The sequence below is a fragment of the Rhizobium skierniewicense genome (assembly GCF_014196515.1).
In the GTDB taxonomy this organism is placed as follows: Bacteria; Pseudomonadota; Alphaproteobacteria; order Rhizobiales; family Rhizobiaceae; genus Agrobacterium; species Agrobacterium skierniewicense.
Window position 1 is genome coordinate 76,748 of the sequence record NZ_JACIDV010000004.1, and the last position, 21,038, is coordinate 97,785.

At 58.6% G+C, this 21,038-nt stretch carries 18 protein-coding genes; 8 read left to right on the forward strand and 10 right to left on the reverse strand.

What is annotated here, in order from left to right:
• Window positions 1-31: 31 nt before the first annotated feature.
• Both GGQ73_RS07370 and GGQ73_RS07375 read right to left on the reverse strand, forming a co-directional pair.
• Window positions 32-1,597 (reverse strand): B12-binding domain-containing radical SAM protein, encoded by a 1,566-nt coding sequence (locus GGQ73_RS07370; RefSeq protein WP_183895199.1) that lies wholly within the window; start codon window positions 1,595-1,597, stop codon window positions 32-34.
• Window positions 1,598-1,773: 176 nt separating this feature from the next.
• Complete coding sequence (locus tag GGQ73_RS07375; protein ID WP_183895201.1) at window positions 1,774-2,835, reverse strand: SDR family oxidoreductase; 1,062 nt, start codon at window positions 2,833-2,835, stop codon at window positions 1,774-1,776.
• A gap of 97 nt (window positions 2,836-2,932) precedes the next feature.
• Between GGQ73_RS07375 and GGQ73_RS07380 the strand changes: the two genes are divergently transcribed.
• Window positions 2,933-3,310, forward strand: coding sequence for a winged helix-turn-helix transcriptional regulator (locus tag GGQ73_RS07380; RefSeq protein ID WP_183895203.1), 378 nt, complete (start codon window positions 2,933-2,935; stop codon window positions 3,308-3,310).
• A 6-nt stretch (window positions 3,311-3,316) separates the two neighbouring features.
• On the opposite strand, the gene GGQ73_RS07385 is transcribed toward GGQ73_RS07380, so the two are convergent.
• Window positions 3,317-3,991, reverse strand: a complete 675-nt coding sequence (locus GGQ73_RS07385) for a spermidine synthase (RefSeq protein WP_183895204.1) — start codon at window positions 3,989-3,991, stop codon at window positions 3,317-3,319.
• 198 nt (window positions 3,992-4,189) lie between these two features.
• Between GGQ73_RS07385 and GGQ73_RS07390 the strand changes: the two genes are divergently transcribed.
• The gene (locus GGQ73_RS07390) at window positions 4,190-5,395 is read left to right on the forward strand and encodes a benzoate/H(+) symporter BenE family transporter (protein ID WP_327786302.1); all 1,206 of its coding nucleotides are present in this window, start codon (window positions 4,190-4,192) and stop codon (window positions 5,393-5,395) included.
• A 302-nt stretch (window positions 5,396-5,697) separates the two neighbouring features.
• The gene (gene leuA, locus GGQ73_RS07395) at window positions 5,698-7,413 is read left to right on the forward strand and encodes a 2-isopropylmalate synthase (RefSeq protein WP_183895208.1); all 1,716 of its coding nucleotides are present in this window, start codon (window positions 5,698-5,700) and stop codon (window positions 7,411-7,413) included.
• A 106-nt stretch (window positions 7,414-7,519) separates the two neighbouring features.
• On the opposite strand, the gene GGQ73_RS07400 is transcribed toward leuA, so the two are convergent.
• Window positions 7,520-8,485: a metallophosphoesterase family protein gene (locus tag GGQ73_RS07400; RefSeq protein ID WP_174154083.1), complete on the reverse strand. Its 966-nt coding sequence runs from the start codon at window positions 8,483-8,485 to the stop codon at window positions 7,520-7,522.
• A gap of 228 nt (window positions 8,486-8,713) precedes the next feature.
• Here GGQ73_RS07400 and GGQ73_RS07405 point away from each other — a divergent pair, with 228 nt between their 5' ends.
• On the forward strand, window positions 8,714-9,112 hold the full coding sequence (locus tag GGQ73_RS07405) for an NUDIX domain-containing protein (RefSeq protein WP_183895670.1): 399 nt from the start codon (window positions 8,714-8,716) through the stop codon (window positions 9,110-9,112).
• 1 nt (window position 9,113) lies between these two features.
• Here the strand turns inward: GGQ73_RS07405 and GGQ73_RS07410 are convergent, their stop codons facing one another.
• Window positions 9,114-10,106, reverse strand: coding sequence for a glutathione S-transferase family protein (locus GGQ73_RS07410; protein WP_183895210.1), 993 nt, complete (start codon window positions 10,104-10,106; stop codon window positions 9,114-9,116).
• A 295-nt stretch (window positions 10,107-10,401) separates the two neighbouring features.
• Between GGQ73_RS07410 and GGQ73_RS07415 the strand changes: the two genes are divergently transcribed.
• Window positions 10,402-10,959 (forward strand): GNAT family N-acetyltransferase, encoded by a 558-nt coding sequence (locus tag GGQ73_RS07415; protein ID WP_183895213.1) that lies wholly within the window; start codon window positions 10,402-10,404, stop codon window positions 10,957-10,959.
• Between the two features lie 101 nt (window positions 10,960-11,060).
• On the opposite strand, the gene GGQ73_RS07420 is transcribed toward GGQ73_RS07415, so the two are convergent.
• Genes GGQ73_RS07420 through GGQ73_RS07440 form a run of 5 tightly spaced genes read right to left on the reverse strand, consistent with a single transcriptional unit; the run spans window position 11,061 to window position 18,332 of the window.
• Complete coding sequence (locus GGQ73_RS07420) at window positions 11,061-11,483, reverse strand: GNAT family N-acetyltransferase (protein WP_183895216.1); 423 nt, start codon at window positions 11,481-11,483, stop codon at window positions 11,061-11,063.
• Window positions 11,483-13,564 (reverse strand): hypothetical protein, encoded by a 2,082-nt coding sequence (locus tag GGQ73_RS07425; RefSeq protein ID WP_183895218.1) that lies wholly within the window; start codon window positions 13,562-13,564, stop codon window positions 11,483-11,485. The genes GGQ73_RS07420 and GGQ73_RS07425 overlap by 1 nt, the downstream gene beginning before the upstream one ends.
• Before the next feature lies 1 nt (window position 13,565).
• The gene (locus tag GGQ73_RS07430; protein ID WP_183895220.1) at window positions 13,566-16,379 is read right to left on the reverse strand and encodes a DUF4159 domain-containing protein; all 2,814 of its coding nucleotides are present in this window, start codon (window positions 16,377-16,379) and stop codon (window positions 13,566-13,568) included.
• Window positions 16,376-17,296 (reverse strand): DUF58 domain-containing protein, encoded by a 921-nt coding sequence (locus tag GGQ73_RS07435; RefSeq protein ID WP_174153656.1) that lies wholly within the window; start codon window positions 17,294-17,296, stop codon window positions 16,376-16,378. The genes GGQ73_RS07430 and GGQ73_RS07435 overlap by 4 nt, the downstream gene beginning before the upstream one ends.
• Before the next feature lie 25 nt (window positions 17,297-17,321).
• Window positions 17,322-18,332: an AAA family ATPase gene (locus GGQ73_RS07440; RefSeq protein ID WP_183895222.1), complete on the reverse strand. Its 1,011-nt coding sequence runs from the start codon at window positions 18,330-18,332 to the stop codon at window positions 17,322-17,324.
• A gap of 180 nt (window positions 18,333-18,512) precedes the next feature.
• On the opposite strand from GGQ73_RS07440, the gene GGQ73_RS07445 reads away from it, so the two are divergent.
• From GGQ73_RS07445 to GGQ73_RS07455, 3 genes are read left to right on the forward strand one after another with little or no spacing between them, the layout of a single operon-like run.
• Window positions 18,513-19,136, forward strand: coding sequence for a DUF1285 domain-containing protein (locus GGQ73_RS07445; protein WP_183895224.1), 624 nt, complete (start codon window positions 18,513-18,515; stop codon window positions 19,134-19,136).
• Window positions 19,133-19,771 carry an NUDIX hydrolase gene (locus tag GGQ73_RS07450; protein ID WP_183895226.1) on the forward strand — a complete coding sequence of 213 codons (639 nt, stop codon included), beginning with the start codon at window positions 19,133-19,135 and terminating at the stop codon, window positions 19,769-19,771. Before GGQ73_RS07445 ends, GGQ73_RS07450 begins: the two co-directional genes overlap by 4 nt.
• Window positions 19,768-21,030: a CCA tRNA nucleotidyltransferase gene (locus tag GGQ73_RS07455; protein ID WP_183895228.1), complete on the forward strand. Its 1,263-nt coding sequence runs from the start codon at window positions 19,768-19,770 to the stop codon at window positions 21,028-21,030. The genes GGQ73_RS07450 and GGQ73_RS07455 overlap by 4 nt, the downstream gene beginning before the upstream one ends.
• The last annotated feature ends 8 nt before the right edge of the window (window positions 21,031-21,038 follow it).

Consider the following 21,038-nt stretch of genomic DNA (forward strand, 5'->3'; position numbering starts at 1 on the left):
CCCGCGTCGGTCTCGAGCCAGCGCGGGTTTTTTATTTTTGCGATGCACCTACCTGCTTCATGTCTGCTGCCGTTGTCTCGATAACCAGGGTCCCGCGATGTGTGTCATTGGCACCTTCAGCGTGCTTGGGCGCGACCTGCGCCTTGCCAAACCACTCGGCCAGCGTCATCCGGCCCGTCTTCGGTGGTGGCTGGCGAATGAACTCTGCAATTTCCGCCCTCCATACCCTGAAGCTGAAACGGAAGCTCCAGCGCATATGTCTGCGCAGCTCCCGATCGCGGTGAAACAGAATGCGCAACAGCGCGCGCGGACGACAGTGAACGGCCACCTCCAGCAATTTGACCATCGCAAAGATCATGGCCGGTGACAGGTGGCGTGACGACAGCAACTGGTGCCGGTAATCCCACTTGCTGCGGTCGGTTTCGATGACACGGCGCTCGCCGTTCTCCGCCGTCCAGTCGGACCAGCTGTGCGGCGTCAGATACATGGCATTCAGTAAATCCGGGTCGTAGAGGCTGATCTGGCGCAAGGCACGCAGGTAATCAGCCAACCTTTCTTCTTCGAAGCCGACGATGTGGCCGAGCATCGATAGAATGCCATGTTGCCGCAGAAGCGCGACCGCCTGTTGGTCTTCCCTTGTGGTTGAGCCCTTACGGATGGCTGCAAGCGTTGTCGGATCCGTGGTCTCGATGCCCATCAGCACACAGATCATGCCCGCTTTCTTCATCAACGGCAGGAGATCGGCATCGCGGACGATGTCGGTCGCGCGGATCGTTGCAAACAGCCTCACCGGAACATTCTCTTCGACCAGCGCCTCCAGGAATTCGCGCCACAGCCGTTTCGAGGATGTCGGGTTTTCATCGGCGAGGTCTACAAAGCAAATGCCGTGGGTGCGATGCAGCCAGGCGATTTCGGCGGCGACCGCTTTGGGGGATCGATACCGCCAGCGGCTCCAGAACTGGTATTGGCCGCAATAGTTGCAGCGGTGAGGACAGCCACGCGAAAACTGGACAATGGCTGCGCGACCAATGCCAAAGCATTGATAGAGGTCCCAGTTTTCGATCAGCTCCCAACCGATCCGCCAGTCGTTAAGGTCCTTGATTGTGGCGGCAGGTCTGGTTTCGACATGAGCGCCTTCTTGCCGGTAGACAATGCCTGGAACGGTACTGGGTGACACGCCGTCCGAGAGTGCCTGCACCAGCGCCAAGGTGGTCGCTTCGCCTTCACCCTTGATGATGATGTCCACCGACGGTTCGCCCGTCATGATGGCTGCCGCATGATAGGTGGGGTAGACGCCGCCATAGACCGTCAAAGCTTGCGGACAGGCGCGCTTGGCAGCATCGAGAACGAGAATGCAGGCGGGATGTGCAGGGGTCGAGCCAGCGTGCCCTGTCATCACCATATCCGGCGCGAAATCGACTATGGCTTCTTCGATCTCATCTGCGGTCATATGGTGGCGTTCCGCGTCGACCAGGCGGCACTCATGTCCGGCATCGATCAAAGGTCCGGCGACGCAAAGAAGGCCGAATGGGATCTGATGGCCAACACCACGGGAGGTGAGAGAGATGTAGGGTGGATTGACGAAGAGTATACGCATGACGGTTCCCTTCAGTGCTCGTCCGCCGGCACCACTGGTTCAGCGGCCACACCTTATTTGCAACCATAAATAAAGTTTTCTACCGGGCGTTTATGTCGCGGTGTCGACTCAGCGTCAAACAAAAAACCGCATTGGCGAGGCCAATGCGGTTGGGTTCGATGTGGATTGACCTTAGCTCAAGGAATGAGACGGCTTTCCCGCAAGGATTTGAACAGAGCGAAAAACGCATCGTCTGTCGGTTGATATTCCTTGAAACCCAAACGGCGGCTCTTGCCTATATCGGTCACGACCTCGATGGGACGACCGAGATCGGCATCCGTGTGCCATGGTGATGCCAGGCGGCTGAGGTCGGGTTCGGCCAGATTTTCGCGCAGGGCAATCTCGTTCCAGATCTTTGCATCATCTTTCATCTGCTCTTCAAGAGGCATGACCGTGCCATCGAAAGGCGCTGGTTCAATGCCAAACCAGTCGGCGATACGCCCCCACATCCAGCTCCAGCGGAAAACATCGCCGTTGACGACGTTGAATGCCTCGTTCCTCGCTTCTGGCGTTTCTGCCGCCCATAGCAATTGCTTGGCCAGAAGATTGGCATCCGTCATGTCCGTCAGACTGTTCCATTGCGCAGCCGAGCCGGGGAAGCGGAAGGGGCGGCCGGTTTCTTTGCACAAGGTTGCATAGACCGCCAGTGTCGTGCCCATATTCATTGCGTTGCCCACGGCTTGCCCGATCACGGTGTGGGGACGATGCACACTCCACGAAAAGCCGTCGCGCTCTGCTGCGGCAAAGACTTCGTCTTCCTGCGCATAGTAGAAGTTTTCCACATCGAGACGGCCCTGTTCCTCGCGGAACGGCGTCTGTGGCAGAGTGCCTTTTCCATAGGCCTCGAATGGTCCGAGATAGTGCTTCAGGCCAGTGACCAGCGCCACGTGACGCGTTGATTTGCCTGGGCTCAAGCCATCCAGCAGATTGCGCACCATGGCGGAATTGACGCGAATGTTTTCGGCTTCGCTGTCCTGCCGTGCCCATGTGGTGATGAAGACGGCGTCCGGCCGCACATCGTTGAGCGCCTTTGCCGTATCGGCCGCGTTCTGCAAATCGGCAGCAACCGGAATAACGCCGTTCTGATCGGTGGGGCGGCGTGAAAGACCGTAGACTGTCCAGCCCTCGCTCAGCAAAAGATTTGCGGTTGCGCTGCCGACAATCCCGCTTGCACCGACAACCAATGCCTTTTTCACCATCATCTCTCTCCTTTTTTGTTGAGACATAACTAGGCTTTCTTTGTAGCTGCGTGTAGACGGCACTGGTTGGGGACATGGATACCAAGAGGTGACCACGATGAAGCCGGGAAGCCACGAAGCAGAATGGCGTGAGGACTGTGCGCCCAGACGCGTGCTGGAACTCTTTTCTACCAAATGGACGAGCATGATTCTCCATACGCTGCACACCCTTCACGAGGGTACGGCGCGCACAGGCGTGCTGGAGAGAAGCCTGCCGGGCATATCCAAGAAAATGCTGACGCAGACGTTGAAGGAAATGGAGCGCACTGGGCTGGTGTCTCGCCATGTCTTTGAGACGAGACCGCCCGCCGTCGAATATCGCCTGACCCCACTTGGCAACCGTTTTGTCGAACCGGTCGAAATGCTCTATGCCTGGGGCAGGGATAATGCTGATGCGCTGGACGCATTGGGAGATCGCTCGACCTCCCGACGCTGAAAGCTGTCAGGCTTTGCCGGCCAGCCAGAGCGTATGACGCGCACCGCCGCGCTTGCCATTGGCGCGAACACTCATCGCATCTGTCGCGAAACCCGCCTGACGCAGGCGGCGCGTAAACGCAGCGTCCGGCCCTGACGACCACACTGCCAGCAAGCCTTTCGGTCTCAAGGCGGCCCTGGCGGACTGGAGACCCTCGCTATCATAGAGGCTGTCGTTGGAGGGGCGCGACAGGCCATCGGGACCGTTGTCCACATCCAGCAGAATGGCGTCATAGGCAGCTTTTTTCGAGCGGATGAGCACGCCGACATCACCGACATGGATATCGACGCGGGCATCATCCAACGTGCCCTTGTGCAGATCCGCCATCGGCCCACGCCCCCATTCGACAACGGCTGGTACCAGTTCGGCCACGGTGACGCGCGCATCGAGTGGCAACACACCCAGCGCTGCACGCAGGGTAAAGCCCATGCCCAGCCCGCCAATCAGGATACTCTGGTTGGGACGACCCGCAATGCGCTCGCAGGACAATGTCGCCAAAGCCTCTTCGGATCCGCTGAGACGGCTGTTCATCAGTTCGTTTGACCCGAGCATGATGGAAAATTCCTGGCCGCGCTGTTTAAGGCGCAGTTCGGTGCCATCACCGGGAATGGCCGCGCGGTCGAGTTCTATCCAAGGAAGCATCGGTGGTTCTCATCGTCTCGTTTGCAGGCGTCCTAACATGCGCTTGATGGTCAGAACAACATGGTACGGTCAAACCTGTGGTCCTCAGCATCAGATAGAACGGTCCTGCCTTCGTGTTCCTGGATGCGTAACCGAACGGCGCGGCATCGCCTTGCCAGCGCGGTTGTTTTTTGATCTGGGGTAGGGATCGTTTTGATAATCAATCTCCAGAGTTCCGTCATGCTGAAAGACTTTTCCGTTCAAGCCCTTTTTATGGGGTGCCTGACCGCTTTCGTTGGCTTCGCCAGTTCCTTCGCCGTTGTCCTTCAGGGGCTGAAAGGCGTCGGCGCGACGGACTTCGAGGCGGCGTCCGGTTTGATGGCGCTTTCGGTGTCGATGGGCATTTGCGCCATTGTGCTGTCCTCCATAACCCGCCTGCCAGTGAGTATCGCATGGTCCACACCGGGGGCAGCACTTCTGGCGACGACAGGCGTGATCGGAGGCGGATTTCCAGCCGCTGTCGGGGCGTTTATCCTTTGCGCTGCCCTAATCATCGTTGCAGGCCTCTTTCGCCCACTGGGCAAGGCGGTCGCATCCATTCCCGCACCCTTGGCCAATGCCATGCTCTCTGGCGTCATCATCGGCCTGTGTTTTGCACCCGTCAAAGCCATCGGCTTCAACGCAGCCCTTGGTCTGCCGATCATTCTGGCATGGATCGTGGTTGGCGCGTTCAAGCGGCTCTGGGCGGTTCCGGCAGCACTGGTTGCTTTCGTGCTGGTGATGATTTTTGGTGTCGAGATACCGTCTGGCGCTCTCGACAATGTGGTCCAATCTTTGACGCCGCCGATGGAATTCGTCATGCCGGTGTTCAACCTTCAGGCGTTGGTGTCGATTGCGTTGCCGCTGTTTATCGTCACCATGGCCTCCCAGAATATTCCGGGCATCGCGGTCTTGAAGGTTAATCATTACGACCCCAAGCCGGGGCAACTCTTCGCCGTTACGGGTTTTTTCTCGCTACTGTCAGCGCCGTTTGGTGGGCATGCCGTCAACCTTGCAGCCATAACGGCGGCCATGTGCGCGGGTGAGGACGCCCATGCCGATCCGAAACGGCGCTATTGGGCCTCCCTGATCGGTGGCGTCGGTTACGTCATTCTGGGTCTTCTAGCGGGCGTCGTCACCGCGTTCGTGGCATTGGCCCCGCCCATCCTCATTCAGGCGGTTGCCGGGCTTGCCCTTGTCGGGGCCTTCTCCGGCTCCGCCGTTGCCGCCTTCAAGGAGCCTGAAACCCGCGAAGCCGCCGCGATCACCTTCCTCATCACCGCATCGGGCTTGTCCTTCGGCGGCATTTCCGGCGCCTTCTGGGGATTGCTGGGCGGTGGGTTGATGATGGCTCTGACCCGTTTCGTGAAACGCGCGAAAAAATAAAGATGCGCTTGCAACTGAATATTCCGCCCCCTATAAGATTCGTATGACCAACGGCATCGCAACCATTTTCGGCATGAGCGCGCAGATTTCTGTGAAGCCTTCCGTATGCGGTGTACTCTCGCTTCTTAGCCTCGACCTTACACGCGGTTGCCGGGTCCAGTGAGGAGCGCCCGGCGGCCGAAAGTCCGCTGGCACGAATGCTCCTCAACTCGAAATCTCATTTCATACTGGATTTAAGGCCCGTTTGGGCGCGCATCGAAGCCGAGGCTTTTCAGCCCGCGATGCGTGGAAGGAGCAAGATTATGGACGCCAAGACCTCTCGGATTTCCAAGGGCATGCCGGACGCGAATGTGAAGTATCGCCCGTACCCGGTCATCGACATCAAGGACCGCACATGGCCCTCCAAGACCATCGACAAGGCACCGATCTGGTGTTCGGTGGACTTGCGCGATGGTAACCAGTCGCTGGTCAACCCCATGGGGCATGACCGCAAGGCGCGCATGTTCAAGCTGCTTCTGGAGATGGGCTTCAAGGAAATCGAAATCGGTTTCCCCTCCGCTTCGCAAACGGATTTCGATTTTGCCCGCTGGTGTGTGGAACAGGGCGGTGTGCCGGAAGATGTTTCGTTGCAGGTGCTGGTTCAGTGCCGCCCGGAATTGATCACCCGCACGTTTGAATCGCTGGAAGGTGCCAAGAACCCCATCATCCATTTCTACAATTCCACGTCGGAGTTGCAGCGCCGCGTGGTGTTTGCCAAGGATGTCCAGGGTATCAAGCAGATTGCCGTCGATGCCGCCAAGATGATCACCGATATGGCGGCCAAGGCCGGTGGCGGTTATCGCTTCGAGTACTCGCCGGAAAGCTTTACCGGAACGGAGCTGGAGGTGGCTTTGGAGATCTGCAACGCTGTCGTTGAAGTGGTGAAGCCGACGGCCGAGAACAAGCTGATCCTGAACCTGCCATCCACTGTGGAAATGGCGACACCAAACATTTATGCCGACCAAATCGAATGGATGTGCCGCAACATCGATAACCGCGAAAATGTCATCATTTCGCTGCACCCGCACAATGACCGTGGTACGGGCATCGCCGCTACGGAACTGGGCCTGATGGCAGGTGCAGACCGCGTTGAAGGCACGCTGTTCGGCAACGGCGAGCGCACCGGCAACGTGGACGTGGTTACGCTGGCACTGAATATGTACACGCAGGGCGTCGATCCCGAACTCAATTGCCGCGATATCGAGCATATCAAATCGGTCTACGAATATTCCAACGAGATGACGATCCCGGAGCGCCACCCTTATGTGGGAGAGCTGGTCTATACGGCGTTTTCCGGCTCGCACCAGGATGCGATCAACAAGGGCATGAAGGCGATCAAGGTTGCCAACCATCCGGTGTGGGAAGTGCCTTACCTGCCGATCGATCCTAAGGACGTTGGCCGTTCCTATGAGGCAATCATCCGCATCAACTCGCAGTCCGGCAAGGGCGGCATCGCCTATATTTTGCAACAGGATTACGGCATCAACCTGCCGCGCAATCTGCAGATGGAGTTCCGTGAGGAAATTCAGCGCATCACCGATGAGGAGGGCGTAGAGTTGCCCGCCAAGCGCATATATGAGCGTTTCATCGAGCAATATGTCACGCAGCCGAATGCCCGCATCAAGTTCGTGGATCACCACACCTATCCGGCGGGGGACTATAAGGGCGTGCGCGTGGTTGCCGCCGAGATTACCGACAATGGTGAGATCAAACGTATCGAAGGCAAGGGCACGGGCCCCATCGATGGCTTTATCAACGCGCTCTCCACCTACCTCGGCATCGACCTGTCGGTGAACGATTATTCCGAACATTCGCTGCAACACGGCTCCAACGCGTCGGCCATTGCCTATGTCGAGATGGAGCATCCCGGCGGAAAGCTCTTCGGTGCGGGCGTCAACACCAACATTGTTGCTGCTTCGCTCGAGGCTATTGTTTCTGCTGCCAACCGCGTGTTGAATGAGCGGGCTGCAAAGCGTTAGAACCGAGAGCGAAAGCACTCCGGAAGTGAACCGTCATGCTCAGATGCATCTTGAGCATGACGGCGTTGAACCAGATCCGTTGGTTTTGAAAAAAAATCCGCCCGTCCTATTCCTCGTCACCTTGCTCCACGGGGTTGCTGAAGCCGAGAGGGCGACCGTTGGTGTAGAAAACACGCACATCCTCAAGCTCCACCCCGGTGCCTCTTTCATTAAGGCCAAAGCGTTCGCACGTTACGTTCCATGTGCCGGGGCCGCCATCGATGTGAAACAAATTATACGCCGACCGGGGCTTCTTGCCACCGGGGCCCTGGCTTGTGGATGCGATGCCGACCACCGGTGTGTGCTCGCGTCCCCGATGCGTGGTCAGCCAGTAGACGGTGTTGAGATGCGTGTGGCCGTGAAGCACGAGTTCTGCACCGCCTGTGCCTATGGCTGCGGCAAAGCGTCGAATGCCGATCATCCGTTTGTGGGTGGATGCCGCGCCGCGGATGGGTGGGTGGTGGATCATCACCACCCGGAACAGGCCTTGCTCGCCCGCCTGGCGCAACAACTCCGCCGTCGCGCGAGCCTGTCTGCGGCCGAAATATCCCGTAGCCGAAAAGGGCGGGGTGGCGATCGATGTCGAACAGCCGATCATGGCGACGGGGCCACGCACACGCATGTAAGGGAATATCTTTCGATCTTCATCCCAATGTTCTGCATCGCCATCACCGCGAACGAACGGGTACCAAGCGGCCATGGCCTTGTCATGTGCGCCTGGGACGTAGGCATCATGATTGCCTGGCACCACGGACACCTTCAGCGGGTCGCCGATTTCCTCGAGCCAATCGGCTGCTGCGCGGATTTCGATGCCGGTCGCCAAGTTGACCATATCGCCGGTGATTGCGATGTGATCAGGCGCTTTGCTTTCCATATCGTCCACGACCTTTTCCAGCGTATCGCTGAAAAGGTGCTTGCGGCGGTTGAGACGCCAGTTCACAAAGCCAAGGATACGCTTTGACGCAAGTTCACGGAAAGTGAGTTTGGGCAGCGGTCCGAGATGGATGTCGGAAATATGAGCGAGTTTGAACATGCGTTCAGACATAATCTATCCATGTTGGCGCGTACAATGCGAAATCTCGATATTTCAAAGGGATGAGCGCTGAACGTCGACGTGTGAAGCAGTATCTGGTTTATCCTCTACCAGTTGACGGAGAGTTGAAACGTGAACGAAAACCTTGGGCGGCGCGAAGGGTTCCGGCAGTTTCTTCGAAATATCGCCAAACGCCTGTTGCACACGTACTTCTTTTTAAGTCGGGGAATGACGCTTGGCGTTCGTGGTGCCTGTTTTGATGCGCAGGGCCGACTGTTTCTGGTGCGGCACACGTACATTCCAGGCTGGCATCTACCCGGCGGCGGCGTCGAGCGCGGCGAGACCTCGCTCCAGGCATTGCACAAGGAAATCCGCGAGGAGGGCAACCTCGTCGCGACATCCACGCCGCAACTTGTCCACGTCTATTTCAACAATCGCACAAGCAACCGCGACCATGTGCTGTTTTATCGCCTTGAGGTGGCCCAGACCGCCGCAAAGGTGCCAGACCGCGAAATCAGCGAAAGCGGATTTTTTCCGCTGGATGCGTTACCAGCGGGTACGACGCCCGCCACCCGCAGGCGCCTCGCGGAACTGACGGGAAACGGTGCACCGGATCATTGGTGGTAGCTTACCCCAGCCGTTGTCGGTCATGCGCTCTGTCCAGATCAAGCTCCGGGCCTATGGGCACAATACCGGTGGGGTTGATGGTTTTGTGGCTGCGGTAATAATGGTCTTTGATGTGTCGGATATCAACCGTCTCGGGCACGCCGGGTGTCTGGTAGAGATCGCGTAGATAGCCTGTCAGGTTGGGGTAGTCATGGATGCGGCGGATGTTGCATTTGAAATGACCGACATAGACCGGATCGAACCGCACCAGTGTTGTGAACAGCCGCCAGTCAGCCTCCGTCTGTTGCGCGCTCAGCAGGAAGCGTTTGTTGTTCAGTTGATCTTCTAAAACGTCCAGCGTTTCAAAGATCTTGGTTGCGCTTTCCTCGTAAGCTTCTTGGGTGGTCGCAAAGCCTGCCTTGTAGACGCCGTTGTTGACGGTGTCATAGATGCGTTCATTCAACATATCGATCTCGGCGCGAAGTGGTTCGGGATAGTATTCGGCCTGGGATCCTGTCAGAGCGTCGAAGGCGCTGTTGAACATGCGGATGATATCAGCCGATTCATTCGAGACGATCGTGTCTTTTTGCTTGTCCCAGAGCACCGGCACCGTGACACGGCCGGAATAATGTGGGTCCGCTTTCGTGTAGACCTGCCACATCGCGGAAAAGCCGAAAAGATGGTCTTCCGTCGCGCCGGGGGTGCGTGCGTCATCCGCCTTGAATTCCCAGCCGTTTTCCAGCATCAGCGGATCGACTACAGAGATGGAAATAAGGTCCTCGAGCTTTTTCAATTTGCGGAAGATCAGCGTGCGGTGCGCCCAGGGGCAGGCGAGGGATACATACAGATGATAGCGGTCTTTCTCAGCCTTGAAACCGCCCTTGCCGGAAGGGCCAGGCTCACCATCTGAGGTTACCCAGTTGCGGAATTGCGAGGCGCTGCGTTTGAAGTGGCCCTTGGTTTCCTTCGTGTCATACCAGACGTCTTTCCAGACACCTTCCACCAACATACCCATCCGCATCACTCCTTTAACTGTTAAATCGCACTGTAGGACATGGACCCTCCCAGGCGAACCCCAAAAGGCAGTGAACAGTGCGTTTCGTATTGTGCAATCAAGGCGTCAATGACATGTATGAAGGATTTGTTCTGGACGGACGGAAATATTCCTGATATCCGCCTTGATCACAAATCTGAGGGAATTCTGATTTATGACCGCAACACGGATGCTCCGACGACGCTGACGCTCCAAACGCCTTAACCGGCGCAGCCGTCACATCGTCATGTCCGTATTTCAACGTTCCGGTCCCTTCATGTCCAAGCACGAACTGGTCTACCTCACCGAAGACGCGTCTCATGACGCCATCATCGAACTTATCAACGCTGAAGCTTTTGGCCCTGGCCGGCATACACGCGCTGCGGCGCGGATCCGTGAGCAAGGACCACACGACCGTTCCATTTCCTATATCTGCGCCGATGACGGAGAGACGATTGCGTCTGTTCGCATGACACCAGTTCTGGCGGGCGGCGTCAAAGGGCACATGCTCGGGCCTCTCGCCGTGCGGCCTTCTCACAAGAACCTCGGCATCGGGCGCGAGCTTGTCAGGATCGCGATTGCCGCCGCCAAGCGCAAGGGCTCGGAAGGCGTCATCCTCATAGGCGATCCGCCATACTACATGCCGCTCGGTTTCGAGAAGGTGGCTTATGGCGCGCTGGATTTCCCCGGTCCGGTGGATCTGAACCGGGTCCTTGTCGTGCCGTTGGCTGCCGATGCGCATCAGCGGCTAAAAGGCAAGATCGCGTGGCGGAATTGCCAAGAAACGACCGTCATGGATCCGGTTTTTCCCGCGCTTCTTCTTGCAACGGGCTGATGGCTTTGTCCTAACGTCGAGTGAATGCATAAGAAGCAGCCGTCACTTGCGGCAGCTTTTATTCTGCGTCGTGAGCCTTGGACAGGCAAGTTTGAGCGTGATCAGAAAAATGATTTCTTCAAATAACTCAGCGAAACAGTGTCACTGAAATCCTCGATCTGGCCAAAGATTTCATAACCGCATTTTTGATACACGGCCAGCGCATCCGGGCTCATCGTATCGATATAGGCGCCTTTGCAGCCGCGTTTGCGGGCTTCGTCCTCGGCCATCGCGAGCAGTCTGGTACCAAGACCTTGGCTGCGGATGTCTTCCGGTATGAACAGCAGACTGGTGTAGAGCCAGCCTCGGGCGGTGTGGCCACAAAGGCCGCCGGTGACTTTGCCGTCTTCGTCCCTCAATGAGATGGTGAGTTCCTGCCAGTCGCTGGGGCCGAAACGATCAAGGTTGTAGGCTTTCAGTGCCGCAAATATCGCTGCTTCGCTATCCTTTTCCGTAGCGGTGCTGATGGTGATAATGGGTTCCATTATCGGCCTTCACGCCACCAGAGCGCCGAAAACGCCATGAGCAGTGCGGCCAGACCTGCGAACCCGGCAAAGAGCGGCAGCGTGTTGACACCCTTCAGGACTGTCTCATCCGTCAGACGAATCAGCATCCGGTCATTATCCGCCACCCGCACATCGCCGCGTACAGGTAGGATGTCGGGCAGAACGACGCGGCCGTCGTCATTGACGACACGATGAATGCTCCCCTTGGTCGCGTCGACGACAGGCTTCAATGGTTCCGTGGTGGAGATCATGGCCTTGAATTCGGGTGCATCGACCGCACCGACATGCACCAGGGTGGTGAAATCGCCATTGGTGATTTCGTAGAGGCCGGTCTCGTCCATGCGGCGTTCGATTTTGTAAAGACCCGGCTCCGTTTGCGTGAACGCCATCGTTTCGGTTCTACCAGTCGGAAACTTGACGATCGCATCACCGGGGTTGTCGCCAATGGTCTGTCGCGTGATGTCCAGTGTACGACCATTGGCCCGGGCTGTCAGTGCCTCCTCTTCAAGCTCGGGCTCCTTCATCAGCCAATGGGCGATGCGTCGGTAGAGGCCCGCATGCGGACCACCCCCTTCAAAGCCACGCGCCCAGAGCCAGCCCTGATCGGAGAGCAGCATTGCGACACGACCTTCGCCCTGACGGTTCAGAACAAGAAGCGGGTCCTGTCCGTCGCCCAGCATCACGGTCTGGCCCTGCGGTTGCTCAACACCGACAGTTCGGAACCAACGGCCCCAACGCGGTGGCTCTTCGCCTGAGCCTTCAAGGCCGCGCGTGACCGGGTGCTTCTTGCCCGCTTCCGACAGTCGCGGATAAAAGGCTGCCTGATGCATCTCGCCCGTCGGCTGTGCAGGCAGAACGGATGCGAGCGGCGTCATGGCAATCGAGTCCTGCCCCGCATGCTCGGGACCTGCGGCAATCAGCAGCGCGCCACCTTTTTCAACATATTGGGCGATGTAATCGTAATACAGGATCGGCAGCACGCCGCGATGCTGGTAACGATCAAAGATAATGAGATCGAAGTCCTCGATCTTGTCCACGAACAACTCACGCGTCGGGAAAGCGATCAGTGACAGCTCGTTGATCGGTGTACCATCCTGCTTTTCGGGCGGGCGTAGAATGGTAAAATGCACAAGATCCACGGACGTGTCGGATTTCAGCAGATTGCGCCATGCACGCTCCCCGGCGTGGGGTTCGCCGGACACGAGGAGGACACGCAGGTTTTGACGAATGCCTTCGATGACGTGGACAGCGCGATTGTTGCTGGCGGTGACTTCACCTGAGAGTTCTGCCACGGAAAATTCCATGACGTTGTTGCCGCCGCGTGGAACCTTGAAGCTGAAGGGAAGCGGCTGGCCGGGCGTGGCGTCGAGCTTTGCGATCTCCTCGCCGTTTATCTTCACGGTGACTTCCGCCTGACCGCCCTGAGAGCGGCCATCATCGAAGACGCGTAGTGTCAATTCCTGTTGCTCGTTGACAATGCCGAAGCGCGGTGCGCGGACCACTTCGATGCGCCGGTCGAACTCATCCGCACGACCGGTGATCAGGCCGTGTATGGGGGCCTTGAAGCCCAGTGTCTGCTCGATATTGGTCGTGACGTTCGGAATGTCGTGGATCTGACCATCGCTGAGAAAGATGGCCCCGCCGACACGTGATGGCGAAACGTCCGACACGGCTGCTGCCAGCGATGAGAACAGATTGGTGGCCGGGGCATCGCTGTTTGCGTCGTTCTCGACGTCCACGATCCGTGGTTCGATGCGTGGGAAGCGGGCGAGGCGCTCCTTCAATGTCGCCAATGCCTGATCGGTCTGCGCCGGGCGTTGCTGTACATCCTGGCTCTGCGAGCGGTCGATGATCACAGGAACAATGGTGGAAAGCGGATCGCGTTCCTCATTCGTCAGAAGCGGATTGCAGATCGCCAGCAAGAGGGCAGCCAGTGCCAAACCGCGCAACCATGCGCCGCGCACACCGCGCCAAAGACCGATGATGGCAAGCACGAAAGCGGCGGCAGCGAGAATGCCAATCGCGATCCACGGCAGGAAGGGAGCGAAGGTCAGTGTCATGCTATTGCCCCAACCGCTGGAGGATGTCGGGCACATGCACCTGATCGGCTTTGTAGTTTCCAGTCAGCATATACATCATGATGTTGACGCCGGTGCGGAAGGCATGCTCGCGCTGCACCTCATCGGGTGGCACGGTTGGCAGCACCGGTGCTCCATTGGCATCGATTGCCCATGCGCCTGCTAAATCATTTCCGGTGATGATGATGGGCGATACGCCATCGCCGGACGATGAAATGCCGGAGGTCGTCTTTGCGGCATCCTGTCGAGATTCCACCCAAAGCGGACTGCCCGCATAGCGGCCGGGAAAATTGTTCAGCAGATAAAAGGAGCGCGTGAGGACATGATCCTTCGGCACGGGTTCGAGTGGTGGAATATCGACATTGGCGAGGATTTCCTGAAGACGTTGACCACTGGCGCTGGTGCCGCCCATGTTGTCGGCAGACGAGAACTGGTCGCGTGTATCGAACAGCACTGTCCCGCCTGCGCGCATGTAAGCGTCAATACGGGAGATGGCAGCAGTCGACGGCATCGGCGCAGTTGCCGAGATCGGCCAGTAGATGATCGGGTAGAAGGATAGCTCGTCCTTGGAGATATCCAGCCCCACCGGCTGGCCTGGCTCCAGCGTGGTGCGCCATGTCAGGAATTCGGTCAGCCCCTGCAACCCCTGCTCAGAGACGCGGTCGACATCGTCCTCACCGGTGCGGACATAGGCAAGATGTGTCGTATCCAGACGCTCGAAAATAGCTTCGTCACCTGGCTTGGGATCGTCAGCACGGGCTGTATGGGGTGAGACGACCGTCAGGCCTGCCGCAAAGGCGAGTAGTATCCCCGCAGCGAATGAACGGCCCTGTGGCAGGCGCGAAAACACGCCATTCATGAAGAGAATGATGAGCGTATCGGCAAAGAGCATCAAAAGGGCCGCAATGAACAGGGCAGGACGGAGCGATCTCGCGGCCTCGCCAACGAGACCTTCCCTTGTGATAGCCGTCCCCGCCAGCGCAGTGTCGATCGGGCGGAGCGTCGCATTCGGAGGCAACAGGTTAAGCGCGACGAAACCGGATTCCGTGCCGTAAAGACCGGGTGGATTGTCGAAGCTGGCGCGCGGTGGTTGGCCGGGTTTTGTCTCCAGCGGGCGGGCGGCGCCGATGTCTGGCGACAGCGAACCTGTCGCCGTCAGCAGGCGGTAGGGCGACAAAGCTGCGGCCGGTGCACTGGCAGATGCTGACGAGCCACCGACTTGCGAAAGCTGAACGATCCGGCGCAACATTTCTACGAAGTGACCGGAGATCGGCAAATCCGACCAACTGGCTTCTGCGCTGACGTGGAACAGGACAATGCGACCTGCGTCGACATTGCGGGTGGTGACCAGTGGTGTGCCATCGGCAAGGCTTGCCCATGTGCGTTCAGCAAGATCGGGTGTCGGCTCGGCCAAAACCTGTCGCTTGATTTGGATGCCATCTGCTCTGGGCATGCCGGCAAAGGGGCCGAAACTCGGGAAATCAGCGAGCGGTTGAGGCTCTGCCCATGACAGGGCACCGCCGAGCGCGCGTTCGCCCTGACGCAATGTCACGGGTACCAGCGGGTCATCGGCAGGGGCGGCGGCAAGGCGCGGTCCTGCAAAACGGATGAGTGTGCCGCCGCGCGACAGCCACCGCTGGATGGGCGCGTAGGTTTCCTGCGGAAGGCGACCAATATCGGCCATGACGATGACAGACGGATTGGATTGAAGAAGCTCAGGAATCGCAACGGCGAGGTCGGCCTGTCGCTGCGGCACCAGATCAACATAGGGCTGAAGCGCACGGCTGATATAAAACAACGGCTGGAGCAGTGGCTGAAAATCGTTGCCAGTTTCGCCGGCCAGCAGCGCCACACGGCGACGTCGGAACCCGTCATCCAATAGATGTACCGAGCCTGCGGTCGCCAGCCGGTCAACGGAGAGGCGGGCAAAGTCGTTTCGCAGTTCAAAGGGCGCGCTCAAAACAGCGGTGGTTTCCGCCGCACCGGGGGCGAAGGTTGCACTGTTGCTGGCGAGGATGCGGCCTTGACTATCCTGTGCGTTGATCGTGAGGCTGGCAGGACTTCTTGTATCGAGACGGGAGAGAGAAACGGTCATGGTTTCGGCGCCATTGTCCGCGCCTGTGATGGCAGTTATGGCCTGGCCATCGCCCTCGACCACACGAAATTCTGAGGCTTGCATGGCGGCAAGGCTGCTCAGCGCCGTCTGGTCGCCGGGGGTTGCAACGCCATCGGTGATATAGGCCAAAGTCCCTGCGGCTGCGCCATTCATGGCTTCGCTGACGGCCTGGGCGGCGCGAACGCGGTCCGGCACCAGGGGTTGCGGTTTGGCGGCAGCCAGTTTTTCCAGTGCGATAGCCGTTGTGCCCGGTTCTGCATCATGGTCCCGGTCTGCTGTGAAGGTTATGGAGACGGGGCGTTCGGCTCGCTCTGCATCCCCGATCAGGGCCTGCGCGGTCCGCACGCGGCGGTCCCAATCCGGTGCCGCCGCCCAGCCATTGTCCACGATCAACACCAGCGGGCCGTCGCCTGCCAGTGTGTTGTTCCGTGGATTGACGACAGGGTCGGCCAGCGCGAGAATAACCGCAGCGGCAAGCAGCATGCGCAAAAGCGTTAGCCACCAAGGACTTTTGGAGGGCGTTTCCTCGCGCTTCAACACCGTTGCGAGAATGCGCAGCGGCGGAAAGACTTCCGCCTGCGGGCGTGGCGGTGTCAACCGCAACAGCCACCAGATGGCAGGGAGCGCCAGAAGGCCGACGAGAATAAAGGGACTGGTAAAAACGAAGGGCAGGGCGCTCATGTCCTTCCTCCGTTTTTGCCGGTAGACGGCGCGCCGGACAGATACATGTGCATGGCTACGAGTGCTTCGGATGCGAGATGGTCGGTGCGGTGGAACACGAAATTCCAGCCCAGACGACGAAGTGAGGACGACAACGCGTCACGTCGTGCGAGATAGGCGCGGGTGTAGTCGTCGCGAATGGTTTCGGCGCGGCCGGATGTCAGCTTCTCGCCGGTTTCGGGGTCGGAAAATTCGGTGCGACCACTGTATGGAAAGACCTCTTCGGCAGGGTCGGCAATTTCTACCACATGGCCTCGCATGCCGCGCCGGGCCAGTGGCGAGAGGCGCTCCATGATGGTTGTCGCATCGTCCAGAAAGTCACCGATCACCACAAGATCGCTGGAGCCACGGATCATCGCAGTGTCGGGCACGCCGGTGGTCGCAGGCGCGTGCATGATGGCGGTTGCAAGGCGCTCGGCGGCATTGCGTGCCGACACTGGCTCCATAATGCCGGGGCAACCGATACGCTCGCCGGACCGGGCCAGGATTTCCGCCAGCGCCAGCATCAGCACAAGCGCACGGCTTTCCTTGGAAACGGAACCAAGCGTCGATTTGAACATCATCGATGGCGAGAGATCAGCCCAGAGCCAGATGGTGTGCGCTGCTTCCCATTCCCGATCGCGGACATAGGTATGGTCGTCGCGGGCGGAGCGCCGCCAGTCGATACGAGACAGGCTTTCGCCATCCGCATAGGGACGGAACTGCCAGAAGTTTTCGCCGATGCCGCGTTTGCGACGGCCATGCCATCCGGCGGTCACGGTATTGGCGATGCGCTTGGCCTCCACCATGCAATCGGGAACCAAGGCCGCGCGTTGTCGGGCACGGGCAAGCACGTCACTGCCGTGCGTCTGCTCTACGATCTGGCCGATGGATGCCACGTGCACTCCTTATGTGACCGGATGGTCAGTTTTTCGCCTGTTCCACGAGGCCGGCGATCACATCGCGTACCGACATGCCTTCTGCCCGTGCCGCAAAAGTCAGCGCCATGCGGTGTTCCAGAACGGGCTCTGCCAGTGCATAGATATCGTCCAGTGACGGTGCGAGGCGGCCTTCGTAAAGCGCGCGCGCACGTGCAGTCAGCATCAGCGACTGACCAGCGCGCGGGCCGGGGCCCCATGCCACATTCTTATCCGTCAAAGCGTTGCCGTGGCCGGGGCGTGCCGAGCGCACCAATGCAAGGATGGCGTCAACGACCTTGTCGCTGACCGGCATCTGGCGAATGAGCGTTTGGATCTCGACTAGTCGATCCGCCTCGATGACGCGGCGGGCTTCGCCTGATGCCGTGCCAGTTGTATCGAGCAGGATCTGACGTTCTGCGGCCAGATCAGGATAATCGACATCGACCTGAAGCAGGAAGCGGTCGAGTTGGGCTTCCGGCAGCGGATAGGTGCCCTCTTGCTCCAGCGGATTCTGGGTGGCGAGGACGTGAAACGGCTTGGGAAGATCGAAGCGCTGGCCCGCGACGGTAATGTGATATTCCTGCATGGCCTGCAGCAGCGCAGACTGTGTGCGAGGGCTGGCACGGTTGATTTCATCAGCCATGAGCAGTTGGCCGAAAATCGGTCCCTTGATGAAGCGGAACGAGCGGCGACCGCTTTCGTCCTGGTCCATCACTTCGGAGCCGAGAATATCCGATGGCATCAGATCCGGCGTAAATTGAATACGGTTTGCATCAAGGCCGAGGACCGTGCCGAGCGTGGTGACCAGCTTTGTCTTGGCCAACCCCGGCACGCCCACAAGCAGTGTATGACCGCCGGAGAGAATGGCGAGAAGCGTGTTCTGTACCACTTTCTCCTGACCGAAGATAACCTTGGAAACTTCCGCCCTTATGGCCGCAATATCCGACAGCGCCTTTTCGGCCGCAGCGATAATCGCCTTTTCGTCGAGGGTTTCGCTGGTGTTCATCATGCCCATATCGCTCTCCTCAAACTTCAGCCGCGGCCATCGCTTTGTAACGGCAACTCAATCGCATACAGGACGGATTTCGCGCTGCCTATAGCTTATTGCCATACTGCCCGCTGACAAGCATCCTTCGAATGACTATCTCGTTACCTATAATGACGACGTCAATAGGTGACAAAGCAGGGCTCTAATATGGCGCTTGAAACGATAAATTCGCCAATGGACGCGGCAGGGCTGGCCGCGATGATTTCCCACGCAGCCGAACAGACGGGCGACAAAAGCCGCGGTCCTGCCCCTGTAGAGCGCTGGAATCCGCCTTTTTGCGGCGATCTGGATATGGAAATCCGGGCGGACGGGACGTGGTTCTATATGGGCACGCCTATTGGACGCGCGCCGTTGGTGCGTTTGTTTTCCACCGTTTTACGCAAGGACGAGGACGGCAAGACCTACCTCGTAACGCCTGTGGAAAAAGTCGGGATCCGCGTGGTGGATGCACCGTTCATCGCCGTGGAGATGAACGCGGGTGAAAAAGATGGCGTTCCACTTCTCACATTCCGCACGAATGTCGGTGATATGGTGGAGGCTGGACCAGATCACCCGTTACGTTTCGAGATCGCCGGTAAAAACAAAGAGTTGAAGCCCTATCTTCTGGTGCGTGGGCGACTGGAGGCGCTGGTGTCGCGCGCGGTCATGTACGATCTGGTGGAACGGGGGGAAGTCATTGAAACCGAAGGTAAAGCGATGTTTTCTGTTCGCTCCGGTGGGAAGGTTTTTCCCATCATGCCCGCTGACGAACTGGATGCGCTGTCAAGATGATCTCAGATATCATGGAATTTTCCGCCGCTGATTTTCGGCGTCGTATCCTTTCGGAAGGCGAGGGTGTGGCGGAGCGGGAGGATCCTGATAACGGCGATCATGTTCTCAATCCCGGCGTTCGACTGGTGGGCGAAGGCATCCGTTTGAAGGACGCCGCCGTTCTGGTGCCGGTGGTGGATTACGGGGACGACGCACGGGTCATTTTTACGCAGAGAACCGCAACGCTCCGCAAGCATTCGGGCCAGATTTCGTTTCCTGGCGGCGGAGTCGATCAGGAAGACCGATCGGCTGAAGATGCCGCTCTTCGCGAAACCGAAGAGGAAATCGGCTTATCTCGTTCGTTTGTCGAGACCGTGGGTCGGCTGCCGGATTATATTTCCGGGACAGGGTTCCGCATCAAGCCGGTCCTCGCAACGGTCCGGCCCGGCTTCGAACTCACGCTCAACCCGACCGAGGTGGACGATGTGTTCGAGGTGCCGCTGTCTTTTCTCATGAATCCCGACAACCACACGCGCGGCAGCCGCATCTTTCAGGGGAGGGAGCGGTTTTTCTACGAAATGCCCTATGGCAAGCGCTACATCTGGGGCATTACGGCGGGCATCGTGCGCAGCATTTACGAGAGGTTCTATTCATGAGCAGCATTGCCGGACAGGAGTGGTTTTCCAAACCAAATCTTCAGCGGATCTTGGCGCTTTTGAATGCCGATGGCGGCGAAACGCGAATTGTGGGCGGCGCCGTGCGCAACGCGCTGATGCAAATGCCCGTCGGCGATATCGACATGGCAACGACGCTGTCGCCGCAGGATGTGACAGAGCGAGCCAAGGACGCAGGCATCAAGGCGGTGCCGACAGGTGTCGAACATGGCACGGTGACGCTGGTTCTCGATGGAGAGGGCTTTGAAGTCACCACGCTTCGTCGCGACGTGGAAACCGATGGCCGCCATGCACAGGTCGCTTTCGGTACCGACTGGACGGAAGATGCAGAAAGACGCGACCTCACCATCAATGCGCTTTACGCCGATGCATCGGGTAAAGTGATCGACCTGATTGGTGGTCTGCCGGATATCGAAAAACGAAATGTTCGCTTCATTGGCGATGCCGACCGGCGGATTACGGAGGATTATCTGCGTATTCTCCGCTTCTTCCGCTTCTTTGCCTATTATGGTTCGGGTCGTCCAGATGCGGACGGGCTGAGGGCAAGTGCACGGGCCAAGGACAAGATTTCGACGCTTTCGGCCGAGCGTGTATGGAGCGAAATGAGGAAACTGCTCAGCGCCACCGATCCATCCCGGGCGCTGTTGTGGATGCGGCAATCCGGTGTTTCGAGCCAGGTTCTGCCCGAAACAGAAAAATGGGGCATCGACGCTATTCATGGATTGGTCGCGGCAGAGCAGGCGCTGGGCTGGGCACCGGATGCGATGGTGCGTCTTGCCGCCATCGTTCCGCCGGAAGTGGAACGGATTGCCTCGATGACATCACGGCTGCGCATGTCGAATGCAGACGCCAAACGCCTGAAGCAATGGGCCTTTGCCCCAACAATCGACCCGGCTATCACGGACGCAGCGTTTGACCGACTGCTTTATCGGCAAGGTGTCGAAGGCATGATCTTGCGGCTGCAACTGGCGCTGTCATCAGCGCGAGCGGACGTCTCGGCGGGTGAAGCCGCCATGCAGAAGATCGCGAGATTGTCTGCGCTGCTTGCGCGTGCGCAAAAGTTCGAGCGCCCGAATTTCCCTCTGACAGGCGCCGATGTGCTGGCTGCCGGTATCGCACCGGGGCCGAAGGTGGGACAGATTTTGAACGAGCTTGAAGAAAAATGGATCGATTTCAACTTCTCGCTCGACCGGTCAGTTTTGATAGGCAAGCTAAAGGCTGTTGTCGGGACAGCGAGTTGACGCAAAGG

Coding starts and splice junctions, on each gene's coding strand:
- GGQ73_RS07445 (WP_183895224.1), top strand. CDS start 18,513: ATGGCGCTTGAAACGATAAATTCGCCAATGGACGCGGCAGGGCTGGCC.
- leuA (WP_183895208.1), top strand. CDS start 5,698: ATGGACGCCAAGACCTCTCGGATTTCCAAGGGCATGCCGGACGCGAAT.
- GGQ73_RS07425 (WP_183895218.1), bottom strand. CDS start 13,564: ATGACACTGACCTTCGCTCCCTTCCTGCCGTGGATCGCGATTGGCATT.
- GGQ73_RS07415 (WP_183895213.1), top strand. CDS start 10,402: ATGTCCAAGCACGAACTGGTCTACCTCACCGAAGACGCGTCTCATGAC.
- GGQ73_RS07400 (WP_174154083.1), bottom strand. CDS start 8,485: ATGTTCAAACTCGCTCATATTTCCGACATCCATCTCGGACCGCTGCCC.
- GGQ73_RS07405 (WP_183895670.1), top strand. CDS start 8,714: ATGACGCTTGGCGTTCGTGGTGCCTGTTTTGATGCGCAGGGCCGACTG.
- GGQ73_RS07385 (WP_183895204.1), bottom strand. CDS start 3,991: ATGCTTCCTTGGATAGAACTCGACCGCGCGGCCATTCCCGGTGATGGC.
- GGQ73_RS07450 (WP_183895226.1), top strand. CDS start 19,133: ATGATCTCAGATATCATGGAATTTTCCGCCGCTGATTTTCGGCGTCGT.
- GGQ73_RS07410 (WP_183895210.1), bottom strand. CDS start 10,106: ATGGGTATGTTGGTGGAAGGTGTCTGGAAAGACGTCTGGTATGACACG.
- GGQ73_RS07430 (WP_183895220.1), bottom strand. CDS start 16,379: ATGAGCGCCCTGCCCTTCGTTTTTACCAGTCCCTTTATTCTCGTCGGC.
- GGQ73_RS07455 (WP_183895228.1), top strand. CDS start 19,768: ATGAGCAGCATTGCCGGACAGGAGTGGTTTTCCAAACCAAATCTTCAG.
- GGQ73_RS07380 (WP_183895203.1), top strand. CDS start 2,933: ATGAAGCCGGGAAGCCACGAAGCAGAATGGCGTGAGGACTGTGCGCCC.
- GGQ73_RS07420 (WP_183895216.1), bottom strand. CDS start 11,483: ATGGAACCCATTATCACCATCAGCACCGCTACGGAAAAGGATAGCGAA.
- GGQ73_RS07370 (WP_183895199.1), bottom strand. CDS start 1,597: ATGCGTATACTCTTCGTCAATCCACCCTACATCTCTCTCACCTCCCGT.
- GGQ73_RS07440 (WP_183895222.1), bottom strand. CDS start 18,332: ATGGGCATGATGAACACCAGCGAAACCCTCGACGAAAAGGCGATTATC.
- GGQ73_RS07375 (WP_183895201.1), bottom strand. CDS start 2,835: ATGGTGAAAAAGGCATTGGTTGTCGGTGCAAGCGGGATTGTCGGCAGC.